Origin of the sequence: Stenotrophomonas sp. CFBP8994, assembly GCF_034044835.1 — a bacterium.
Classification (GTDB): Bacteria; Pseudomonadota; Gammaproteobacteria; order Xanthomonadales; family Xanthomonadaceae; genus Stenotrophomonas; species Stenotrophomonas rhizophila_A.
Genome location: NZ_JAXCWT010000001.1, coordinates 204,574 through 220,926, shown reverse-complemented (window position 1 = coordinate 220,926; position 16,353 = coordinate 204,574). Strand labels below are relative to the sequence as shown.

The window sequence follows — 16,353 nt, the reverse complement described above, 5'->3', positions numbered from 1 at the left end:
GACGCGATTGCCACCACGTCCGCGGACTCAGGTTGCCGGCAGCGGGTCCACGTGCCCGCATGCGTCGCAGGTGCGCAGTTTGATCGAGGCCTCGTACTGCTTGAACACATTCGGCAGGTCGGTCTCGATGTTCTCGAGGGTGAAAAACACCTCGTACAGCTTGTGGTTGCAGCGCTCGCAGAACCACATCACGCCGTCGCGCTCGTGCGCCAGCCGCTTGCGCTCCACCACCAGGCCGACGCCGCCGGGCGGGCGGCGTGGCGAATGCGGCACCTTGCCCGGCAGCAGGAAGATCTCGCCGGCGCGGATTGGAATATCCCGCACCGCGCCGTCTTCCTGCACCTTCAGCAGCATCTCGCCTTCCAGCTGGTAGAACCACTCCGGGCCTTCGTCGTAATGGAAGTCGGTGCGGCTGTTCGGCCCGCCCACCACCATGATGATGAAGTCGCCGTTCTCGATCATCTTGTTGCCCACCGGCGGCTTGAGCAGGTGGCGGTTCTCTTCGATCCAGCCCAGCAGGTTGATCGGGGGCGCAAGCATGGCGGTGGGTTCCTGCAGGAAGGGTCAGTCGCGCCGGCCGTGGCGCGGAACGTAGGAGAGGGCCTTTTCGTAGGCCGGCTGCAGTTCCTCGGGACTGCCCACGTCGATGCCCATCTCGCGCACCCGGCCGTCCTTCAGGCTGTAGACCCAGCCGTGCACCATCAGCTTCTGGCCACGCGCCCAGGCGTCATGCACGATGGTCGAGCGGCAGGCATTGACCACCTGCTCGATCACGTTCAGTTCGCACAGCCGGGCGTGCTTCAGTTCCGGCTCTTCGATCGCATCCATGATCGCAGCATGCTTCTGCGCCACATCGCCCACATGGCGCAGCCAGTTGTCGGCCAGGCCCACGCGGGTGTTGTTGAGGCTGGCATGCACGCCGCCGCAGCCGTAATGGCCCACGATCAGGATGTGCTTCACCTTCAGCTGGTCCACCGCGTACTGGATCACGCTCAGGCAGTTCAGGTCGGTGTGCACCACCACGTTGGCCACGTTGCGGTGCACGAACACCTCGCCCGGGGCCATGCCGATGATCTGGTTGGCGGGCACGCGCGAATCGGAGCAGCCGATCCACAGGTATTCCGGGTGCTGCTGCTTGGCCAGCTGGTGGAAGAACTCGGGGTCTTCCTTCTCGATCCGGTCGGCCCAGTCGCGGTTGTTCTGCAGCAGCTTGTGGATGTCTTTCATCAGTGCGGTACCTCAAGTTTCCAGCGCATCCACTGCGCCAGCTCATGCGAAGGAGGGGAGTCGAGGGCCGACAGCGCGTCGATCACGCCGTGCTGGTTGGCCTGGGGATGGTTCTGGCTCAGTTTGAGCTTGATCTGCACCTGCCGGGCGCGGAAGCGGAAGCCGATGATGCCGCCCAGCATGCGCCGCTGGCGCGGTTCGATCGGCAGCAGGTCCCAGTCGCCGCCGACCTGCGCCTCGTACTTGGCGCTGAGCCGGTCCAGCATGTCGATCAGGGCGTCCGGATCGGTCACCGGTTCCAGCGTGCCGCGCAGTTCGGCGGCCGCGTAGTTCCAGGTCGGTACACGGGCCTGGGTCTCCTTATCCGGGTACCAGCCCGGCGACACGTAGCCGTGCGGGCCGTGCACCAGTACCAGCGCGGGACCGGCGTGGCCGGCCTGCGGGTTGGGCCGGGCCCAGTGGCCTTCGATCAGGATGTCATCGCCGTCGCGCCGGTACACCACCGGCAGCAGGGTTACCTGCGGCAGGCCGTCGCTGCCGGTGGTGACCACGGTAACGAATGCATCGCGTTCCAGCAGGCGGTCCAGCCAGGCCAGGTCGGTCTCAACGAAGTCGGCCGGGATGAACATGGTCGGCTCAGGCGCGCGCGCCGAGGCTGACCACCATGTGGCCGCGCAGCGCGTCGTCGCTGTCGGCCTGGGGCGGGCTCACTTCGTGCAGGCTGAAGCCGCGGATCAGCGCGTCTTCCTCGTCCAGGCCATCAAACGCCACGAACTCGGCGTCGAACAGCTGCGAACGGGCAGTGTCCTCGCTGTCGTAGCTGAGGGTATTGCCGTCGCTGTCGAGCACTTCGGCGGTGCCGCCCGGGCGGACCCGCAGGCGCGCCCAGATCAGGGTGTTGCCCAGGCTGGCGAGGAACCACTGGTCGTGGTGGGCGGTGATGTCAGTCATGTCAGTACCATCGAAAGCAGCCAGAGCAGGGCGGCCATGCCCAGTCCGGCCAGCAGGGTGAGCAGCGACAGCCAGGCCGGCGTGGCCAGCCCCGAGAGCGAACGGTCGGGGGTGTCGCGGTAATCGCGGCCGAGCAGCCAGCGCAGCGCGTCCGGGCGCAGGAAGGCACCACTGCCGAAGCGGTCAGCCAAGGCAGGGTGGCGGTCGCGGATATGCACCAGCGTCAGCGGCCAGAAGATCACGAAGGCACTGAACCCGGCGATCGCCACGCCGACGAAACACAGCGCGAAGAACAGGGTCATGGGCGTGCCTCCGTGGAAAGGATCAGAACTCGGCGCTGCCCGGTGCGCGCGGGTAGGGGATCGCATCGCGGATGTTGCCCAGCCCGCACACGTACACCACCAGGCGCTCGAAGCCCAGGCCGAAACCGGCGTGCGGCACCGAGCCGTAGCGGCGGAAATCGCGGTACCAGCCGTAGTGGGCCGGGTCCAGGCCGAACTGGGCCATGCGCGCGTCGAGCACGTCCAGGCGCTCTTCGCGCTGGCTGCCGCCGATGATCTCGCCGATGCCCGGGGCCAGCACGTCCATCGCGGCCACGGTCTTGCCGTCGTCGTTCAGGCGCATGTAGAAGGCCTTGATGTGCTCGGGGTAGTTGGTCACCACCACCGGGCGGCCGATGTGTTCCTCGGTCAGCCAGCGCTCGTGCTCGGTCTGCAGGTCCAGGCCCCATTCGACCGGGAAGTCGAACTTCCTGCCGGAGTTCTGCAGCAGCTTCACCGCTTCGCTGTAGTCGATCTGTTCGAACGGCGCGTTGATGAAGTCTTCCAGCTTTTTGATCGCGTTCTTGTCCACGCGCTCGGCCAGGAAGGCCAGGTCGTCGCCGCGCTCATCGAGCACCGCGCGGAACAGGTACTTCAGGAACTGCTCGGCCAGGCGCGCGTCTTCGGCCAGGTCGGCGAAGGCGATTTCCGGCTCGATCATCCAGAACTCCGCCAGGTGGCGGGTGGTGTTGGAGTTCTCGGCGCGGAAGGTCGGCCCGAAGGTGTACACCTTGCTCAGCGCCAGGCAGTAGGCCTCGACATTGAGCTGGCCGGACACGGTCAGGAAGGTTTCCTTGCCGAAGAAGTCGCGGCTGAAATCGACCTCGCCCTGCGCGGTGCGCGGCAGGTTCACCATGTCCAGCGTGGAGACGCGGAACATCTGCCCGGCGCCTTCGGCGTCGGAGGTGGTGATGATCGGGGTGCTGATCCAGTTGAACCCGTTCTGGTGGAAGAACCGGTGCACGGCCTGGGCCAGGCAGTTGCGGATGCGGGTGACCGCGCCGAACAGGTTGGTGCGCGGGCGCAGGTGGGCCACTTCGCGCAGGAACTCGGCGCTCATCGGCTTGGGCTGGATCGGGTAGGTCAGCGGGTCTTCGACCAGGCCGACGATCTCGATGTCGCTGGCCTGGATCTCGAACGACTGGCCCTTGCCCTGGGATTTGACCAGGGTGCCGCGGGCGATGACCGAGCAGCCCGGGGTCAGCGCCTTCACCGCGTCGAAGTTGCCCAGGGTGTCATTGGCCACCACCTGGATGGGGGCGAAGCAGGAGCCATCGGTGACATTGACGAAGGCAAGCGCCGCAGACCCGCGCACCGTACGCACCCAGCCCCGGACTGTTGCCTCGCCGCCTTCCGGGATCTTCCCGGCAAGCGCATGTTCAACGCTGACCACCGTCATGACTTGAATCCTCTGTTGATCGACTCGATCTCTGAACGAGGAGTTTAACGGTTGCAGCGTTCTGCTTGCGAGGCATTTCTGACTGGGCCGTGGACCTATAATGTGTCCCATCTGCTGGAGTCGTCCGTCATGGCTGTCACCCTTACCCCTGTTGCCTTCACCCGTGTCGAAAAGTTCGTGGCCCAGACCCCGGGTGCCCTGGGCCTGCGCTTCGGCGTGACCCGCACCGGCTGTTCGGGCTGGGGCCACGTCACCGACCTGGCCCGCGACGAGCGCCCCGGCGACACCGTGTTCGAGCAGGAGGGGGTGCGGATCTACGTGGACGCCGACAGCCTGGCCCTGGTCGACGGCACCGAAATCGACTTCGGCAAGCAGGGGCTGAGCGAAACCTTCACGTTCAGGAACCCGAACGCCACTGCCGAATGTGGCTGCGGCGAAAGCTTCACCACCGAGGCCGACAAGGCCTGAATCCGGCCCCGGTGGCCCTGCGCCGCCGCCTGGCTTGCCCGGAACCGCTTCTGCTGCGATAATGCGCGGCTTCCTGCCTGATTCCTGGCAGGACCCTTGCTCCACCGCGTTCACCTGCGGGGGGCTGTCCGGCCCGAAAGGGCCACATCCGAAAGGTAAATACACATGAGTCGTCATTACGAAGTCGTGTTCATGGTCCACCCGGACCAGAGCGAGCAGGTTCCGGCCATGATCGAGCGCTACAAGGCGCTGGTCGAGAACGGCAACGGCACCATCCACCGTCTGGAAGACTGGGGCCGTCGTCAGCTGGCCTACCCGATCCAGAACCTGGTGAAGGCCCACTACGTCATGCTCAACATCGAAGTTGACCAGGCCGTGCTGAGCGAACTGACCGAAAGCTTCCGCTTCAACGACGCCGTGCTGCGCAACCTGGTCATCGTGCGCCCGGGCGCCGACACCGAGCAGTCGCTGATCATGAAGAGCAAGGACGAGAAGGGCGACAAGCCCGAGCGTGGTGAGCGTCGTCGTCGTGATGACGAAGAAGGCGAAACCACCCCCGCCGCTGACAACGATGCCGGCGACGACGCCGCTTCGGCCGCTTAAGGAGCACTGACATGTCCAAGTTCTTCCGTCGCCGCAAGTTCTGCAAGTTCACGGCCGAAGGTGTCAAGGAGATCGATTACAAGGATCTCAACACCCTGCGCCAGTACCTCACCGAGAACGGCAAGATCGTGCCGAGCCGCGTGACCGGTACCAAGTCGAAGTACCAGCGCCAGCTGGCAACGGCCGTCAAGCGCGCCCGTTTCCTGGCCCTGATTCCGTACACCGACAACCACGACGTCTGATGAAGGCCGGCGACCCCGGTCGCCGCTTTCGTAGTCCCCACCGCCCGCGCCGTTTGGCAGCGGGCGGTGCCGGGTCTACCGTTCGGATATTCGGACAGCCAAACGCTGCGGGGCCTGCCTCGCTAACGAATACATATATTGGAGCTGCACCATGAAGCTGATTCTCATCCAGAAGGTCACCAACCTCGGCGGCCTGGGCGACCAGGTTGAAGTGAAGCCGGGCTACGGCCGCAACTTCCTCGTCCCGACCGGCAAGGCCGTTCCGGCCACCGCCGCCAACGTGGCCGAGTTCGAGGCCAAGCGCGCCGAGTACCAGGCCAAGGCCGACTCGATCCTGGCCGAGGCCGAAGCCCGCAAGGCTGCGCTGGAAGGCAAGAGCGTCACGGTTGCCGCCAATGCATCGACCGAAGGCAAGCTGTTCGGTTCGGTTGGCCCGCGTGACATCGCCGAAGCCTTCACCAAGGCCGGCCTGCCGCTGGAAAAGAGCGAAGTCATCCTGGGCGAAGGCGCCTTCCGCAACGTGGGCGAGTACGAGGTGGTCATCCACCTGCACGCCGACGTCGAAACCACCGTCAAGGTGGTGGTGGAAGCCGAAGCCTGATCCCTGCCGCAAGGCTGGAATCGCTGAAACGGGCGCCCGCGAGGGTGCCCGTTTTTGTTTCCGGGCGGCTAAACCCCGGTAGCGCCGACCGTTGGTCGGCCTTGGGAACTGCCCGCGCGCCTAACCGCCCGCAAAACACCCGCGCCGTTATACTCGGCCCATCGCGACTGTCCTAAAGCCAACCACGCCATGCGTCTGTCCACGATCAAGTTGTCCGGCTTCAAGTCCTTCGTAGACCCGACCACCCTGCATCTGCCCACCAACATGACCGGCGTGGTCGGGCCCAATGGTTGTGGCAAGTCCAACATCATCGATGCGGTGCGCTGGGTCATGGGCGAGAGCTCGGCCAGCCGCCTTCGTGGCGATTCGCTTACCGACGTGATCTTCTCCGGCTCGTCCGCGCGCAAGCCTGTGTCGCAGGCGACTGTCGAACTGATCTTCGACAATACCGACCACACCATCAGCGGCGAGTACGCCTCGTTCAACGAAATCTCGGTCAAGCGCACCGTCAGCCGCGACGGCAGCAGCAACTATTACCTCAACGGCACCAAGTGCCGCCGCCGCGACATCACCGACCTGTTCCTCGGCACCGGCCTGGGCCCGCGCAGTTACTCCATCATCGAACAGGGCATGATCAGCCAGATCATCGAGGCCCGCCCCGAAGACCTGCGCGTTTACCTGGAAGAAGCCGCCGGCATCTCCAAGTACAAGGAGCGCCGCAAGGAAACCGAGACCCGCATCCGCCACACCCGCGAGAACCTCGACCGCCTGGGCGACCTGCGCGAAGAAATCGGCAAGCAGCTCGAACACCTCAAACGCCAGGCGCGCCAGGCCGAGCAGTACCAGGGCCTGCAGGAAGAGCGGCGGGTCAAGGATGCCGAGTGGAAGGCGCTCGAGTTCCGCAACCTCGATACCCGCCTCAGCGGCCTGCGCGAAGCGCTGTCCCAGGAAGAAACCCGGCTGCAGCAGTTCATCGCCGAACAGCGCGACGCCGAAGCCCGCATCGAAACCAGCCGCGTGCGCCGCGAAGAAGCCGCCGATGCCCTGAGCACCGCCCAGGCCGAGGTCTACCAGGTGGGCAGCACGCTTGCCCGGCTGGAACAGCAGATCCAGCACCAGCGCGAAATGTCCCAGCGCCTGCACAAGGCCCGCGACGAAACCCAGCAGGCGCTGGCCGAACTGGGCCAGCACATCAGCGGCGACGAAGCGCGGCTGATGGTTCTGCGCGAAGCGGTGGAGCTGGCCGAGCCGCAGCTGGAACAGCTGCAGGAAGAAAACGAGATCAAGCAGGAAGCCCTGCGCGACGCCGAGGCCAGACTGGCCGACTGGCAGGCGCGCTGGGAAGCACATACCCGCACGACCTCCGAGGCCTCGCGCGCCGGTGAAGTCGAACGCACCCGCGTCGACTACCTTGACCGCCAGGTGCTCGAAGCCGATCGCCGCCGCGAAGCCCTCACTGGCGAGCGCACCGGGCTGGACCTGGACGCGCTGGCCGAAGTGTTCGACGAGCTGCAGCTGCAGCACGAAACCCAGAAAGCCTCGCTGGACGGGCTCACCGAGCAGGTGGAAGCCCGCAAGGAAGCCGTGGCCGGCCTGCAGGAGCGCCAGCGCACCGGGCAGACCGAGCTCGCCGAGATCCGCAAGCAGGCCCAGGCCGCGCGTGGCCGGCTGTCCTCGCTGGAAACCCTGCAGCAGGCCGCGCTCGGCCAGGAGCAGGGCGCGGCGGTGGCGTGGCTCAAGCAGCACGGGCTGGATTCGGGCGCGCGCGTCGGCGAACGCCTCACGGTGGAGAGCGGCTGGGAAAACGCCGTGGAAAGCGCGCTGGGGCAGCTGATCGAAGGCGTGCTGGTCGATGCACCGGAACAGCTGGTGGGCGCACTGGCCGAGCTGGGTGACGGGCGCATCGCGCTGGTCTCCGCCGACCAGAGCCCGCTGCAGGTCGCCCCGACCTCGCTGGCGGCCAAGGTGGAGGGCCCCACCGCCATCCGCCGCCTGCTGGCCCGCCTGCATGCCGCCGAAGACCTGGAACAGGCGCGTGCGCTGCAGGCCTCGCTGGGCGAGGGCGATTCGGTGATCACCCGGGGCGGCGAACGCCTGGGCGAAGGCTGGGTGCGCGTGTCGCGCTCGGGCGCGGCCAAGCAGGGCGCGCTGCTGCGCGAACGCGAGATCGTCAGCCTGCGCGAACAGATCGATACCCTGCAGGAACGCGAAGCCGAGCTGGAGAACCGCTTGGCCGAATTCCGTGACCAGCTGCTGGCCGGCGAACAGCAGCGCGAAGACGCCCAGCGCCAGCTCTACGTTGCCCACCGCAGCGTGTCCGAACTGGGTGGCCAGCTGCAGAGCCAGCAGGGCAAGGTCGACGCCGCGCGTAACCGCATCGACCGCATCGAAGGCGAGCTCTCGCAGCTGCTGGAGACGTTGGACGCCAGCCGCGAACAGGTGCGCGAAGCGCGTGCGCGCCTGGATGAGGCGGTCAACAGCATGGGAGACCTGGAATCGGTCCGCCATGCGCTGGAAAGCGAGCGCCGCCAGCTCGGCGAAGCCCGCGACCGCGCCCGCGAAGCCGCGCGCAGCGTGCGCGAGAGTGCGCATTCGCTGGCCCTGACCCTCGAATCGCAGCGCACCCAGGTGGCCTCGCTGAGCCAGGCCCTGGAGCGCATGAGCACCCAGCGTGGCCAGCTTGACTCGCGCCTGGGCGAACTGCATTCCCAGCTCGACGACGGCGATTCGCCGGTGCTGACCCTGGAAGCCGAACACCAGAACGCCCTTGGCGAGCGCGTGCGTGCCGACCGCGTGCTGGGCGAAGCGCGCACGCTGCTGGAAGGCATCGACGCCGAACTGCGCACCTTCGAACAGACCCGCCACCAGCGCGACGAACAGGCCCTGGCCCAGCGCGAGCGCATTTCACAGCGCAAGCTCGACCAGCAGGCGCTGGTGCTCAGCGCGGAACAGCTCACCGCCTCGGTCGAGAAGGCCGGGTTCGTGCTGCAGGATGTGATCAACACCCTGCCCGAAGATGCCCGCATCAGCGACTGGGAGCAGACCGTGCACCAGATCGATGGCCGCATGCGCCGGCTCGAGCCGGTCAACCTGGCCGCCATCCAGGAGTACGGCGAGGCCTCGCAGCGCTCGGAGTACCTGGATGCGCAGAACACCGACCTGACCACCGCGCTGGAAACCCTGGAAGACGCCATCCGCAAGATCGACCGCGAGACCCGCGGCCGCTTCAAGGACACCTTCGACCGCGTCAACGCCGGGGTCCAGCAGCTGTATCCGCGCCTGTTTGGTGGCGGCCACGCGTACCTTGAACTGACCGGTGAAGACCTTCTCGACACGGGTGTGACCATCATGGCGCGCCCGCCTGGCAAGCGGGTGTCCAGCATCTCGCTGCTGTCCGGCGGCGAGAAGGCGATGACCGCGGTGGCGCTGGTATTTGCGATCTTCCAGCTCAACCCCGCGCCGTTCTGCCTGCTGGACGAAGTGGACGCGCCATTGGATGAAGCCAACGTGGGCCGCCTGGCCAACATGGTCAAGGAAATGAGCGAGAAGGTGCAGTTCCTCTTCGTGAGCCACAACAAGGCCACGATGGAGGCAGCGCACCAGCTCTCGGGCGTGACCATGCGCGAGCCGGGCGTCAGCCGCCTGGTCAGCGTGGACCTGGAAGAGGCGGCACGATTGGCGGGCGCGGCCTGACGTGCCATGCTTACCTGAACGTATTTAGCCGGAGACCCCTCGAATGTCCGACATGGCAATGCTCCGCATCGGCATCCTGGCCGCCGGCCTGCTGCTGATTGCTGCGATCTTCCTGTTTGGCCGGCCGCGTAAAAAATCGCAGGGCCGCCGCGTGGAAGGTGCCGACGGTGCTGCAGGCCAGCGCCGTGAACCGCTGCTGGGCGAACAGGAAGCGGGTGCCGCCGGCGCCGGCTTCACTGATGAGAACGGCGTAACCCAGGCCGAACTGGGCCTGCCCGAAGTGGATGCCAGCCCCGCCAGCGACCTGGGCAAGCGCGCCAGCCAGGATTTCGACAAGATCGTGTCCTTGTTCGTGGCCGCCCGCGCCGGCGAGATGCTGCGCGGCGAAGACATCGTGGTGGCCGCCGAAAAGACCGGCCTGGTGTTCGGCCATATGAACGTGTTCCACCGGCTGGTGGAAGGCCACCCCGAGCGCGGCCCGATCTTCTCCATGGCCAGCATCATGAAGCCGGGCAGTTTCGACATGGCCACCATCCGCGAGATGGAGACCCCGGCCATCGCCTTCTTCCTGACCCTGCCGGCGCCGATGACCGCACTGGATGCCTGGGAAAAGATGCTGCCGACGGTGGAGCGCATGGCCGAGCTGCTCGATGCGGTCGTGCTTGACGACAGCAAGGCCAGCCTTGGCCGCCAGCGCATCGCGCACATCCGTGACGAGCTGCGCGCCTACGACCGGCAGCACCAGGCGCCGCCACTGACCAAAGCCCCGCGCTGGTAACCGTCACCCTTTCAATCCAACTACCGCTGAGAATGCGTCGCGGAACGCGGCCATCTCCGCTTCGGTGCCCACGCTCACGCGGACGACCTGCGGCCAGATCGGCCAGCTGCGGCCGATCACCACGCCACGTTCGGCCATCGCCCTGGTGAATGCCGCGCCATCGCGCTGCACATCGACCATGAAGCAGTTGGCCTCTGTCGGCAGGCAGCGGAAACCGCGCTTCTGCAGCCATTCCACGGTGGCCTGCCGCACCCGTGTGTTCTGCTCGCGACGCTGTTCCACCAGCCCAGGCTCACGCAGGCTCGCCAGCCCTGCCGCCAACGCCGTCACCGGCAGCGGGTTGTCGCCCAGGCTGGCCAGTTCGCGCAGCCGGTCCGGATGGGCCGCGGCCACCCCCAGGCGCAACCCGGCCATGCCGTACAGCTTGGAGAAGGTGCGCAGCACGATCACGTCATCGCGCTGCATCACCTGCGCGATCACCGAGCGCTGTGCGCTGAACTGCAGGTAGGCCTCGTCCACCAGCAGGCGCGTCTGCGCCGGCTTGTTCGCCAGCAACCAGGCAATGTCGCCGGCGGGCGTGATCGAGCCGGTGGGATTGTTGGGATTGCACAGGTACAGCAACCCGGCGTTGACCTGCCTGGCCGCATCCACCATCGCCCGCACATCGTGCGCACCATCGGTCCGCAGCGGCACCTTCACCACCGTGGCACCGTGCGCGGCGGCCAGGTCCCCCAGGCTTTCGAAGGTCGGGTCGGCTACTACCAGACCGGCGCTGGGGGAGGTCCAGACCACGGCGGCGCGGTTCAACGGTTCGCTGGAGCCGGGGAACAGCCGCACGCGCTCGGCAGCCAAGCCTTCCTGCTGCGCGAACGCATCGCGCAGCTCGCCCGCCAGGGCGAACAGGTAGCGCCCGCTGTCGGCCACGATCGCGCGCGCGGCGGCCTGCGCGGCAGGCGACGGACCGTACGGGCTTTCATTGAAGTTGAGCAGCACCGGGCCGGTACCTGCAGCGCGGGCGGGGAGGGCGGCGCTGGAAACCGCAGGACCCAGGCCGATACCGGACAGGGCCAGGCCGGTACCGGCCAGCTGCAGGAAGGAACGGCGGGACGTGACGGTCGATGACATGGCAGGAACACCCAAGGCGGGACAATTCCGGCACGCTAGCGCCACGCGGCGGGGCCGGCAAGCCACTTCGGCGGTAGTGCGTCGGATTCCGACGCGGACCGCGCGGGTGGTCGTTGTTTACGGCAGCGCCTAGAATTCACAGCCCTACCAGGATGCCTGTCGCATGAGTCCCAGTCCCGCCCAACGTGCCGAGATCCTGCGCCGCCAGATCGACGAGGCCGGCAAGGCTTACTACGACCGCGATGAGCAGCTGATTCCCGACGCCGAGTACGACCGCCTGGTGCGCGAACTCGAAGCGCTGGAACAGGCGCACCCGGAGCTGGTGAATGCCGATTCGCCCACGCAGCGGGTCGGTGGCAAGGCGGCCTCGCGCTTTGCCGAGGTGCGCCACGCCGTGCCGATGCTGTCGCTGGGCAACGCCTTCAGCGATGAGGAGGTGCAGGATTTCGTGCGCCGCATCAGTGAGCGCCTGCGCCGCGACACCGTGCGCTTCTCGGCCGAACCCAAGCTCGATGGCCTGGCCATCAGCCTGCGCTACGAAGACGGACGCTTCGTGCAAGGCGCCACCCGCGGCGACGGCACCACGGGCGAGGACGTCAGCGCCAACCTGCGCCAGATCAAGGTGATCCCGCACACGCTGCAGGGCAGTGGCTGGCCGCAGGTGCTGGAAGTGCGCGGCGAGGTGTACATGGCCCGCGCCGATTTCGAGGCCTACAACGCCGATGCGCGCCTGCACGAAGGCAAGGTGCTGGCCAACCCGCGCAACGCCGCCGCCGGTTCGCTGCGCCAGCTCGATCCGAAGATGAGCGCGCGGCGCAAGCTGAGCTTCTATGCCTACGGCACCGGCGAAGTGCGGGGCGGTGAACTGCCGCCGACCCATTCGGCCACGCTGGCCCAGCTCAAGGGGTGGGGTTTCCCGGTCAGCGAGCTGTGCCAGGTGGTGGAGGGCAGCGAGGGCCTGCTCGCCTATTACCGTGACATCGGCGAACGCCGCGACGGCCTGGCCTTCGATATCGACGGCGTGGTCTACAAGCTTGACGATCGTGCCGGGCAGGAACAGATGGGCTTTGTGTCGCGCGCTCCGCGCTGGGCCATCGCGCACAAGTTCCCGGCGCAGGAGCAGACCACCACGGTGGAGGCGATCGAAATCCAGATCGGCCGTACCGGCGCGGCCACCCCCGTGGCGCGCCTGCACCCGGTTGCCGTGGCCGGGGTGATCGTCTCCAACGCCACCCTGCACAACGCCGACCAGATCGAGCGGCTGGACGTGCGCGTGGGCGATACGGTGATCGTACGCCGCGCCGGCGATGTCATTCCCGAAGTGGTCAGCGTCATTGCCGACCGCCGCCCGGCGGGCACCTCGCCGTGGCGCATGCCGACCGAGTGCCCGGTATGTGGCTCGGAGATCGTGCGCGAGGAGGGCGCTGCTGCCTGGCGCTGCTCGGGCGAGCTGAGCTGCCCGGCGCAGCGCAAGGAAGCCATCGCGCACTTCGCCTCGCGCCGCGCGATGGATATCGACGGGCTGGGTGGCAAGTACATTGAAACCCTGGTCGATGCCGGCATCGTGCGGGGCGTGGCCGACCTGTACCGGATCACCCGCGACCAGCTGCTGCAGCTGAAGCTGGTGCTGGATGCCGAATCGCCGCAGGCACTGGCCAACCAGATCGGCCTGCACCTGCCGCCCGAAGGAAGTGGCCAGTACCTGCGCGAGGTGTTGGCGCTGGATGCCACCGACGACAGCTGGCGCGCCCGTGCCCTTGCCCTGGAAGCGACCTTCAGCTGGAACACGAAGAAGATCGCCACCAAGTGGGCCGACAACCTGATCGCCGCGATCGACGCCAGCCGCACCACCACGCTGGAACGGCTGCTGTTCGCGCTGGGCATCGAACACGTCGGCGAAAGCACGGCCAAGGCGCTGGCCACCTGGTTCGGTGACCTGGAACTGATCCGCCACCTGCCGTGGCCGCTGTTCAAGCGCGTGCCGGACATCGGCGGTGAAGTGGCGCGCTCGCTCGGCCACTTCTTCGAGCAGCCGGGCAATCAGGAGGCCATCGACGCGTTGTTGCAGGTCGGGCAGGTGCGCATCAGCGACGCCCATCCGCCCAGCGCCAAGCTGCGCGACGGGCTGGACTTCGCGCAACTGCTGGTCGAGGCCGAAATCCCTGGGATCACCCGCCTGCGCGCGGAGAAACTGGCCGCCATGCTGCCCGATGCCGCCAGCGTGCTGGATGCCGAACCGGTGCAGCTGGTTGCTGCCGGCCTGCCCAATGAAGTGGCGCTGGGCGTGGCCGACTGGCTCGACCGCGATGGGCATGGGCCGATGCTGCTCAAGGCCGATGAATACCGGCGCACCCTGCTGGAGCGCGCCCCTGAGGCCACCAGCCAAAGCGAAGGACCGCTTGAGGGCCAGACCGTGGTGTTGACCGGCACGCTCGCCCAGATGACCCGCGACGAAGCCAAGGAGCGCCTGGAAGCGCTCGGCGCCAAAGTCGCCGGCAGCGTCTCGAAAAAGACCTCGTTCGTCGTCGCCGGCACCGAGGCAGGCTCCAAACTCACCAAGGCCACCGAACTGGGCATCGATGTCTGGGACGAAGACCGCCTGGTCGCATTCCTGGCGGCCCACTGAAAACGGATTGAATCCTCCATGCAGACGTCCCCCCTCGACTTCCGCCTCGCCACCGTCGCCGACACCGAACTGGTGGTCGGCCTGATGCGCGAGTTCTACGCCGAAGACCAGCTGGACTTCGACGAAGCGCGCGTGCGCCGCGCCCTGGCCGCACTGCTGGAAGACCCGCGCAACGGCGAAGTGCTGCTGTGGCTGTCCGAAACCGGTGAGGTCGTTGGCCACGCCGCGCTGGCCATGGGCTTCAGCCTGGAGCAGGGCGGTCATTTCGCGCTGCTCGACGAGCTGTACCTGAGCCATGCCGCACGCGGCCGTGGCCGCGGCAAGCAGGCGCTGGCCATCCTGGAACAGCGCGCCAACGCGCGCGGGGTGGAGCGCATGCGGCTGGAGGTGAACCACCACAACGAGCTGGCGCGCCGGCTGTACCTGGCCACCGGTTATGTCGATGACACCCGCAGCCTGCTCACCCTGCAGCTGGCCAGCCGCCTGCGGGACGCGCGGGCGTGATCGCCGCGTTGCGCCAGCGTGCGGCGTTGAACGCGCTGATCCGCGCCTTCTTTGCCGAACGCGACGTGCTGGAAGTGGAAACGCCGATCCTCTCGGCGGCCGGCAATACCGAACCCAACATCGACAGTTTCCACACGCGTTTCAGTGGCCACGTCGATGCAGGCAGCGCCCAGCGCTGGCTGCGCACCTCGCCGGAGTACCCGCTCAAGCGGCTGCTCGCCGCGGGCGTGGGCGACTGCTACGAGCTGGGCCGGGTATTCCGCAACGGCGAAGCGGGGGGGCGGCACAATCCCGAGTTCACCATGCTCGAGTGGTACCGGGTGGGCTGGGATCATCACCGCCTGATCGATGAAACCGTGGCGCTGGTGCGCGCGGCACTGGCGCTGGTCGGACGCGACGCGACACTGCAGGTGCTCGACTATCGCAGTCTGTACCAGGCGCACGTTGGGCTGGATCCGTTCGAGGCCAGCCTTGAGCAGCTGCAGGCGCCGCTGGCCAGGGTTCGCATCGATGCCGACGGGCTGACCCGCGACGACTGGCTGGACCTGCTGATGACCCACTGCATCCAGCCGCATTTCGGTGATGACCAGATGACGGTGGTGCATGACTGGCCGGCCAGCCAGGCAGCATTGGCGCGGGTGCGGCCAGGCACGCCGCCGCTGGCCGAACGTTTCGAGCTGTACCTGGGCGCGGTCGAGCTGGCCAACGGCTACCACGAGCTCAACGATGCCGACGAACAACGTGCCCGCTTCGTGCGCGACCACGCGGTGCGGCAGGCGCGCGGCAGCGTGCTGCCGCCGCTGGACGAGCGCCTGCTTGATGCATTGCCCGCGCTGCCGGATTGCGCAGGCGTGGCGGTAGGCGTGGACCGCCTGTTGATGGCGATGAACCGTACCGGCCGGATTGCCGATGTGCTGGCATTCGATTTCGCCCACGCCTGAACGTAGTGAAGTCTCCATGAAAGTGTCTTGCGCGGGTTGCGTGATGATGCTCTGATCACACCCGATGTCGGATGGTGGCGACGTAATCGTTCAGTGGCGGCGTGTATGGAGTTGATGAAACGGGTGGAAGCTGCTGCACCAACGCCGTCCGCCCTGATGTGGCGCCTGCCGGCGTTGGGGCTGGTGCTGTTCGCCTCCTGCCTGCCGCTGTCCGCGTGGGCCGAAACCGGCTATGCCGGGCAGGTGGTGCGCTGCCAATCGCGCGACATGGAATGGGTGCATTGCGACATGCCGGTCGCCAACGGCGTCGACCTGGTCCGCCAACTGTCCGACAACAGCTGCGTGCGCGGCTCGGAATGGGGCACCGATCGCACCGGGGTGTGGGTCACGCTCGGCTGCCGGGCCGAATTCCGCAGCCGTGGCGCTCCCGGTGCCAGCAGCGGTGGCGAACGCAAGGTGCGCCGGGTGCTGCGCTGCGAATCCAATGGCCGCCCGCAGAGCTGCCCGGTGATCCTGCAGGGCGCGCCGGTGCGGCTGCTGCGCCAGTTGTCGGCGATGCCGTGTCGGGAAGGGCACAGCTGGGGCGTCAAGCGCAACGAGGTTTGGGTCACCCGTGGCTGCCAGGGCGACTTCGAGGTGGGCGCGGCCGACGGCAGTGGTTTCCTCGATGTACCGCGCCCGCTGGTCTGCGAATCCAAGTCGCGCCAGCGCCGGTTCTGCGGGGCCGGCATCAGCAAGAGCGCCACGCTGGTCAAGCAGCTGTCCGGCAGCCCCTGCGAGGAAGGCCGCGACTGGGGCTGGGATGCCCGCGGGGTATGGGTGGATAATGGCTGCCGCGCCGAATTCCATGTGAATTGAGCGCCCGTTACAATGAC

17 protein-coding genes are annotated in these 16,353 nt (G+C 67.2%); 10 read left to right on the top strand and 7 right to left on the bottom strand.

Features of this window, described 5'->3' with window-relative positions; all coding sequences use genetic code 11:
* Window positions 1-27 precede the first annotated feature (27 nt).
* From SOM39_RS01130 to asnS, 6 genes are read right to left on the bottom strand one after another with little or no spacing between them, the layout of a single operon-like run.
* Window positions 28-540, bottom strand: a complete 513-nt coding sequence (locus SOM39_RS01130) for a 3-hydroxyanthranilate 3,4-dioxygenase (RefSeq protein ID WP_320457231.1) — start codon at window positions 538-540, stop codon at window positions 28-30.
* Between the two features lie 24 nt (window positions 541-564).
* The gene (gene can, locus SOM39_RS01125; protein ID WP_320457230.1) at window positions 565-1,227 is read right to left on the bottom strand and encodes a carbonate dehydratase; all 663 of its coding nucleotides are present in this window, start codon (window positions 1,225-1,227) and stop codon (window positions 565-567) included.
* The gene (locus SOM39_RS01120; protein ID WP_320457229.1) at window positions 1,227-1,856 is read right to left on the bottom strand and encodes an FMN-binding negative transcriptional regulator; all 630 of its coding nucleotides are present in this window, start codon (window positions 1,854-1,856) and stop codon (window positions 1,227-1,229) included. Before SOM39_RS01120 ends, can begins: the two co-directional genes overlap by 1 nt.
* Before the next feature lie 7 nt (window positions 1,857-1,863).
* Window positions 1,864-2,178, bottom strand: a complete 315-nt coding sequence (locus SOM39_RS01115) for a hypothetical protein (RefSeq protein WP_068852887.1) — start codon at window positions 2,176-2,178, stop codon at window positions 1,864-1,866.
* Entirely contained in the window at window positions 2,175-2,480 is a 306-nt protein-coding gene (locus SOM39_RS01110) for a hypothetical protein (RefSeq protein ID WP_093532547.1), read from the bottom strand. The genes SOM39_RS01115 and SOM39_RS01110 overlap by 4 nt, the downstream gene beginning before the upstream one ends.
* 22 nt (window positions 2,481-2,502) lie before the next feature.
* Entirely contained in the window at window positions 2,503-3,897 is a 1,395-nt protein-coding gene (asnS, locus tag SOM39_RS01105; RefSeq protein ID WP_184127034.1) for an asparagine--tRNA ligase, read from the bottom strand.
* 129 nt (window positions 3,898-4,026) lie between these two features.
* Here asnS and SOM39_RS01100 point away from each other — a divergent pair, with 129 nt between their 5' ends.
* The 6 genes from SOM39_RS01100 (at window position 4,027) to zipA (ending at window position 10,282) form a co-directional block, all read left to right on the top strand.
* Entirely contained in the window at window positions 4,027-4,365 is a 339-nt protein-coding gene (locus SOM39_RS01100) for a HesB/IscA family protein (RefSeq protein ID WP_068852879.1), read from the top strand.
* A gap of 165 nt (window positions 4,366-4,530) precedes the next feature.
* Window positions 4,531-4,968 carry a 30S ribosomal protein S6 gene (gene rpsF, locus SOM39_RS01095; RefSeq protein ID WP_068852876.1) on the top strand — a complete coding sequence of 146 codons (438 nt, stop codon included), beginning with the start codon at window positions 4,531-4,533 and terminating at the stop codon, window positions 4,966-4,968.
* A gap of 11 nt (window positions 4,969-4,979) precedes the next feature.
* A complete protein-coding gene (gene rpsR / locus SOM39_RS01090) occupies window positions 4,980-5,210 on the top strand; it encodes a 30S ribosomal protein S18 (protein WP_002804494.1) in 231 nt (76 codons plus the stop codon).
* Window positions 5,211-5,361: 151 nt separating this feature from the next.
* Window positions 5,362-5,811: a 50S ribosomal protein L9 gene (gene rplI / locus SOM39_RS01085; RefSeq protein ID WP_184127032.1), complete on the top strand. Its 450-nt coding sequence runs from the start codon at window positions 5,362-5,364 to the stop codon at window positions 5,809-5,811.
* A 189-nt stretch (window positions 5,812-6,000) separates the two neighbouring features.
* Window positions 6,001-9,504: a chromosome segregation protein SMC gene (gene smc / locus SOM39_RS01080; protein WP_320457228.1), complete on the top strand. Its 3,504-nt coding sequence runs from the start codon at window positions 6,001-6,003 to the stop codon at window positions 9,502-9,504.
* A 43-nt stretch (window positions 9,505-9,547) separates the two neighbouring features.
* On the top strand, window positions 9,548-10,282 hold the full coding sequence (zipA, locus tag SOM39_RS01075; RefSeq protein ID WP_068852868.1) for a cell division protein ZipA: 735 nt from the start codon (window positions 9,548-9,550) through the stop codon (window positions 10,280-10,282).
* 3 nt (window positions 10,283-10,285) lie between these two features.
* Here zipA and SOM39_RS01070 read toward each other — a convergent pair whose 3' ends face one another.
* Window positions 10,286-11,407: a pyridoxal phosphate-dependent aminotransferase gene (locus SOM39_RS01070; RefSeq protein ID WP_320457227.1), complete on the bottom strand. Its 1,122-nt coding sequence runs from the start codon at window positions 11,405-11,407 to the stop codon at window positions 10,286-10,288.
* 163 nt (window positions 11,408-11,570) lie between these two features.
* Between SOM39_RS01070 and ligA the strand changes: the two genes are divergently transcribed.
* From ligA to SOM39_RS01050, 4 genes are all read left to right on the top strand, one after another.
* Complete coding sequence (ligA, locus tag SOM39_RS01065) at window positions 11,571-14,033, top strand: NAD-dependent DNA ligase LigA (protein WP_320457226.1); 2,463 nt, start codon at window positions 11,571-11,573, stop codon at window positions 14,031-14,033.
* A gap of 18 nt (window positions 14,034-14,051) precedes the next feature.
* The gene (locus SOM39_RS01060; protein WP_068852860.1) at window positions 14,052-14,537 is read left to right on the top strand and encodes a GNAT family N-acetyltransferase; all 486 of its coding nucleotides are present in this window, start codon (window positions 14,052-14,054) and stop codon (window positions 14,535-14,537) included.
* Window positions 14,534-15,478 carry an EF-P lysine aminoacylase EpmA gene (epmA, locus tag SOM39_RS01055; RefSeq protein WP_320457225.1) on the top strand — a complete coding sequence of 315 codons (945 nt, stop codon included), beginning with the start codon at window positions 14,534-14,536 and terminating at the stop codon, window positions 15,476-15,478. The genes SOM39_RS01060 and epmA overlap by 4 nt, the downstream gene beginning before the upstream one ends.
* 156 nt (window positions 15,479-15,634) lie before the next feature.
* Window positions 15,635-16,336: a DUF3011 domain-containing protein gene (locus SOM39_RS01050; RefSeq protein WP_184127086.1), complete on the top strand. Its 702-nt coding sequence runs from the start codon at window positions 15,635-15,637 to the stop codon at window positions 16,334-16,336.
* Window positions 16,337-16,353 lie beyond the last annotated feature (17 nt).

Excerpts from the sequence above, each read along its gene's own strand:
- SOM39_RS01130 (WP_320457231.1), bottom strand. The coding sequence starts at position 540 with ATGCTTGCGCCCCCGATCAACCTGCTGGGCTGGATCGAAGAGAACCGC.
- can (WP_320457230.1), bottom strand. The coding sequence starts at position 1,227 with ATGAAAGACATCCACAAGCTGCTGCAGAACAACCGCGACTGGGCCGAC.
- SOM39_RS01120 (WP_320457229.1), bottom strand. The coding sequence starts at position 1,856 with ATGTTCATCCCGGCCGACTTCGTTGAGACCGACCTGGCCTGGCTGGAC.
- SOM39_RS01115 (WP_068852887.1), bottom strand. The coding sequence starts at position 2,178 with ATGACTGACATCACCGCCCACCACGACCAGTGGTTCCTCGCCAGCCTG.
- SOM39_RS01110 (WP_093532547.1), bottom strand. The coding sequence starts at position 2,480 with ATGACCCTGTTCTTCGCGCTGTGTTTCGTCGGCGTGGCGATCGCCGGG.
- asnS (WP_184127034.1), bottom strand. The coding sequence starts at position 3,897 with ATGACGGTGGTCAGCGTTGAACATGCGCTTGCCGGGAAGATCCCGGAA.
- SOM39_RS01100 (WP_068852879.1), top strand. The coding sequence starts at position 4,027 with ATGGCTGTCACCCTTACCCCTGTTGCCTTCACCCGTGTCGAAAAGTTC.
- rpsF (WP_068852876.1), top strand. The coding sequence starts at position 4,531 with ATGAGTCGTCATTACGAAGTCGTGTTCATGGTCCACCCGGACCAGAGC.
- rpsR (WP_002804494.1), top strand. The coding sequence starts at position 4,980 with ATGTCCAAGTTCTTCCGTCGCCGCAAGTTCTGCAAGTTCACGGCCGAA.
- rplI (WP_184127032.1), top strand. The coding sequence starts at position 5,362 with ATGAAGCTGATTCTCATCCAGAAGGTCACCAACCTCGGCGGCCTGGGC.
- smc (WP_320457228.1), top strand. The coding sequence starts at position 6,001 with ATGCGTCTGTCCACGATCAAGTTGTCCGGCTTCAAGTCCTTCGTAGAC.
- zipA (WP_068852868.1), top strand. The coding sequence starts at position 9,548 with ATGTCCGACATGGCAATGCTCCGCATCGGCATCCTGGCCGCCGGCCTG.
- SOM39_RS01070 (WP_320457227.1), bottom strand. The coding sequence starts at position 11,407 with ATGTCATCGACCGTCACGTCCCGCCGTTCCTTCCTGCAGCTGGCCGGT.
- ligA (WP_320457226.1), top strand. The coding sequence starts at position 11,571 with ATGAGTCCCAGTCCCGCCCAACGTGCCGAGATCCTGCGCCGCCAGATC.
- SOM39_RS01060 (WP_068852860.1), top strand. The coding sequence starts at position 14,052 with ATGCAGACGTCCCCCCTCGACTTCCGCCTCGCCACCGTCGCCGACACC.
- SOM39_RS01050 (WP_184127086.1), top strand. The coding sequence starts at position 15,635 with ATGTGGCGCCTGCCGGCGTTGGGGCTGGTGCTGTTCGCCTCCTGCCTG.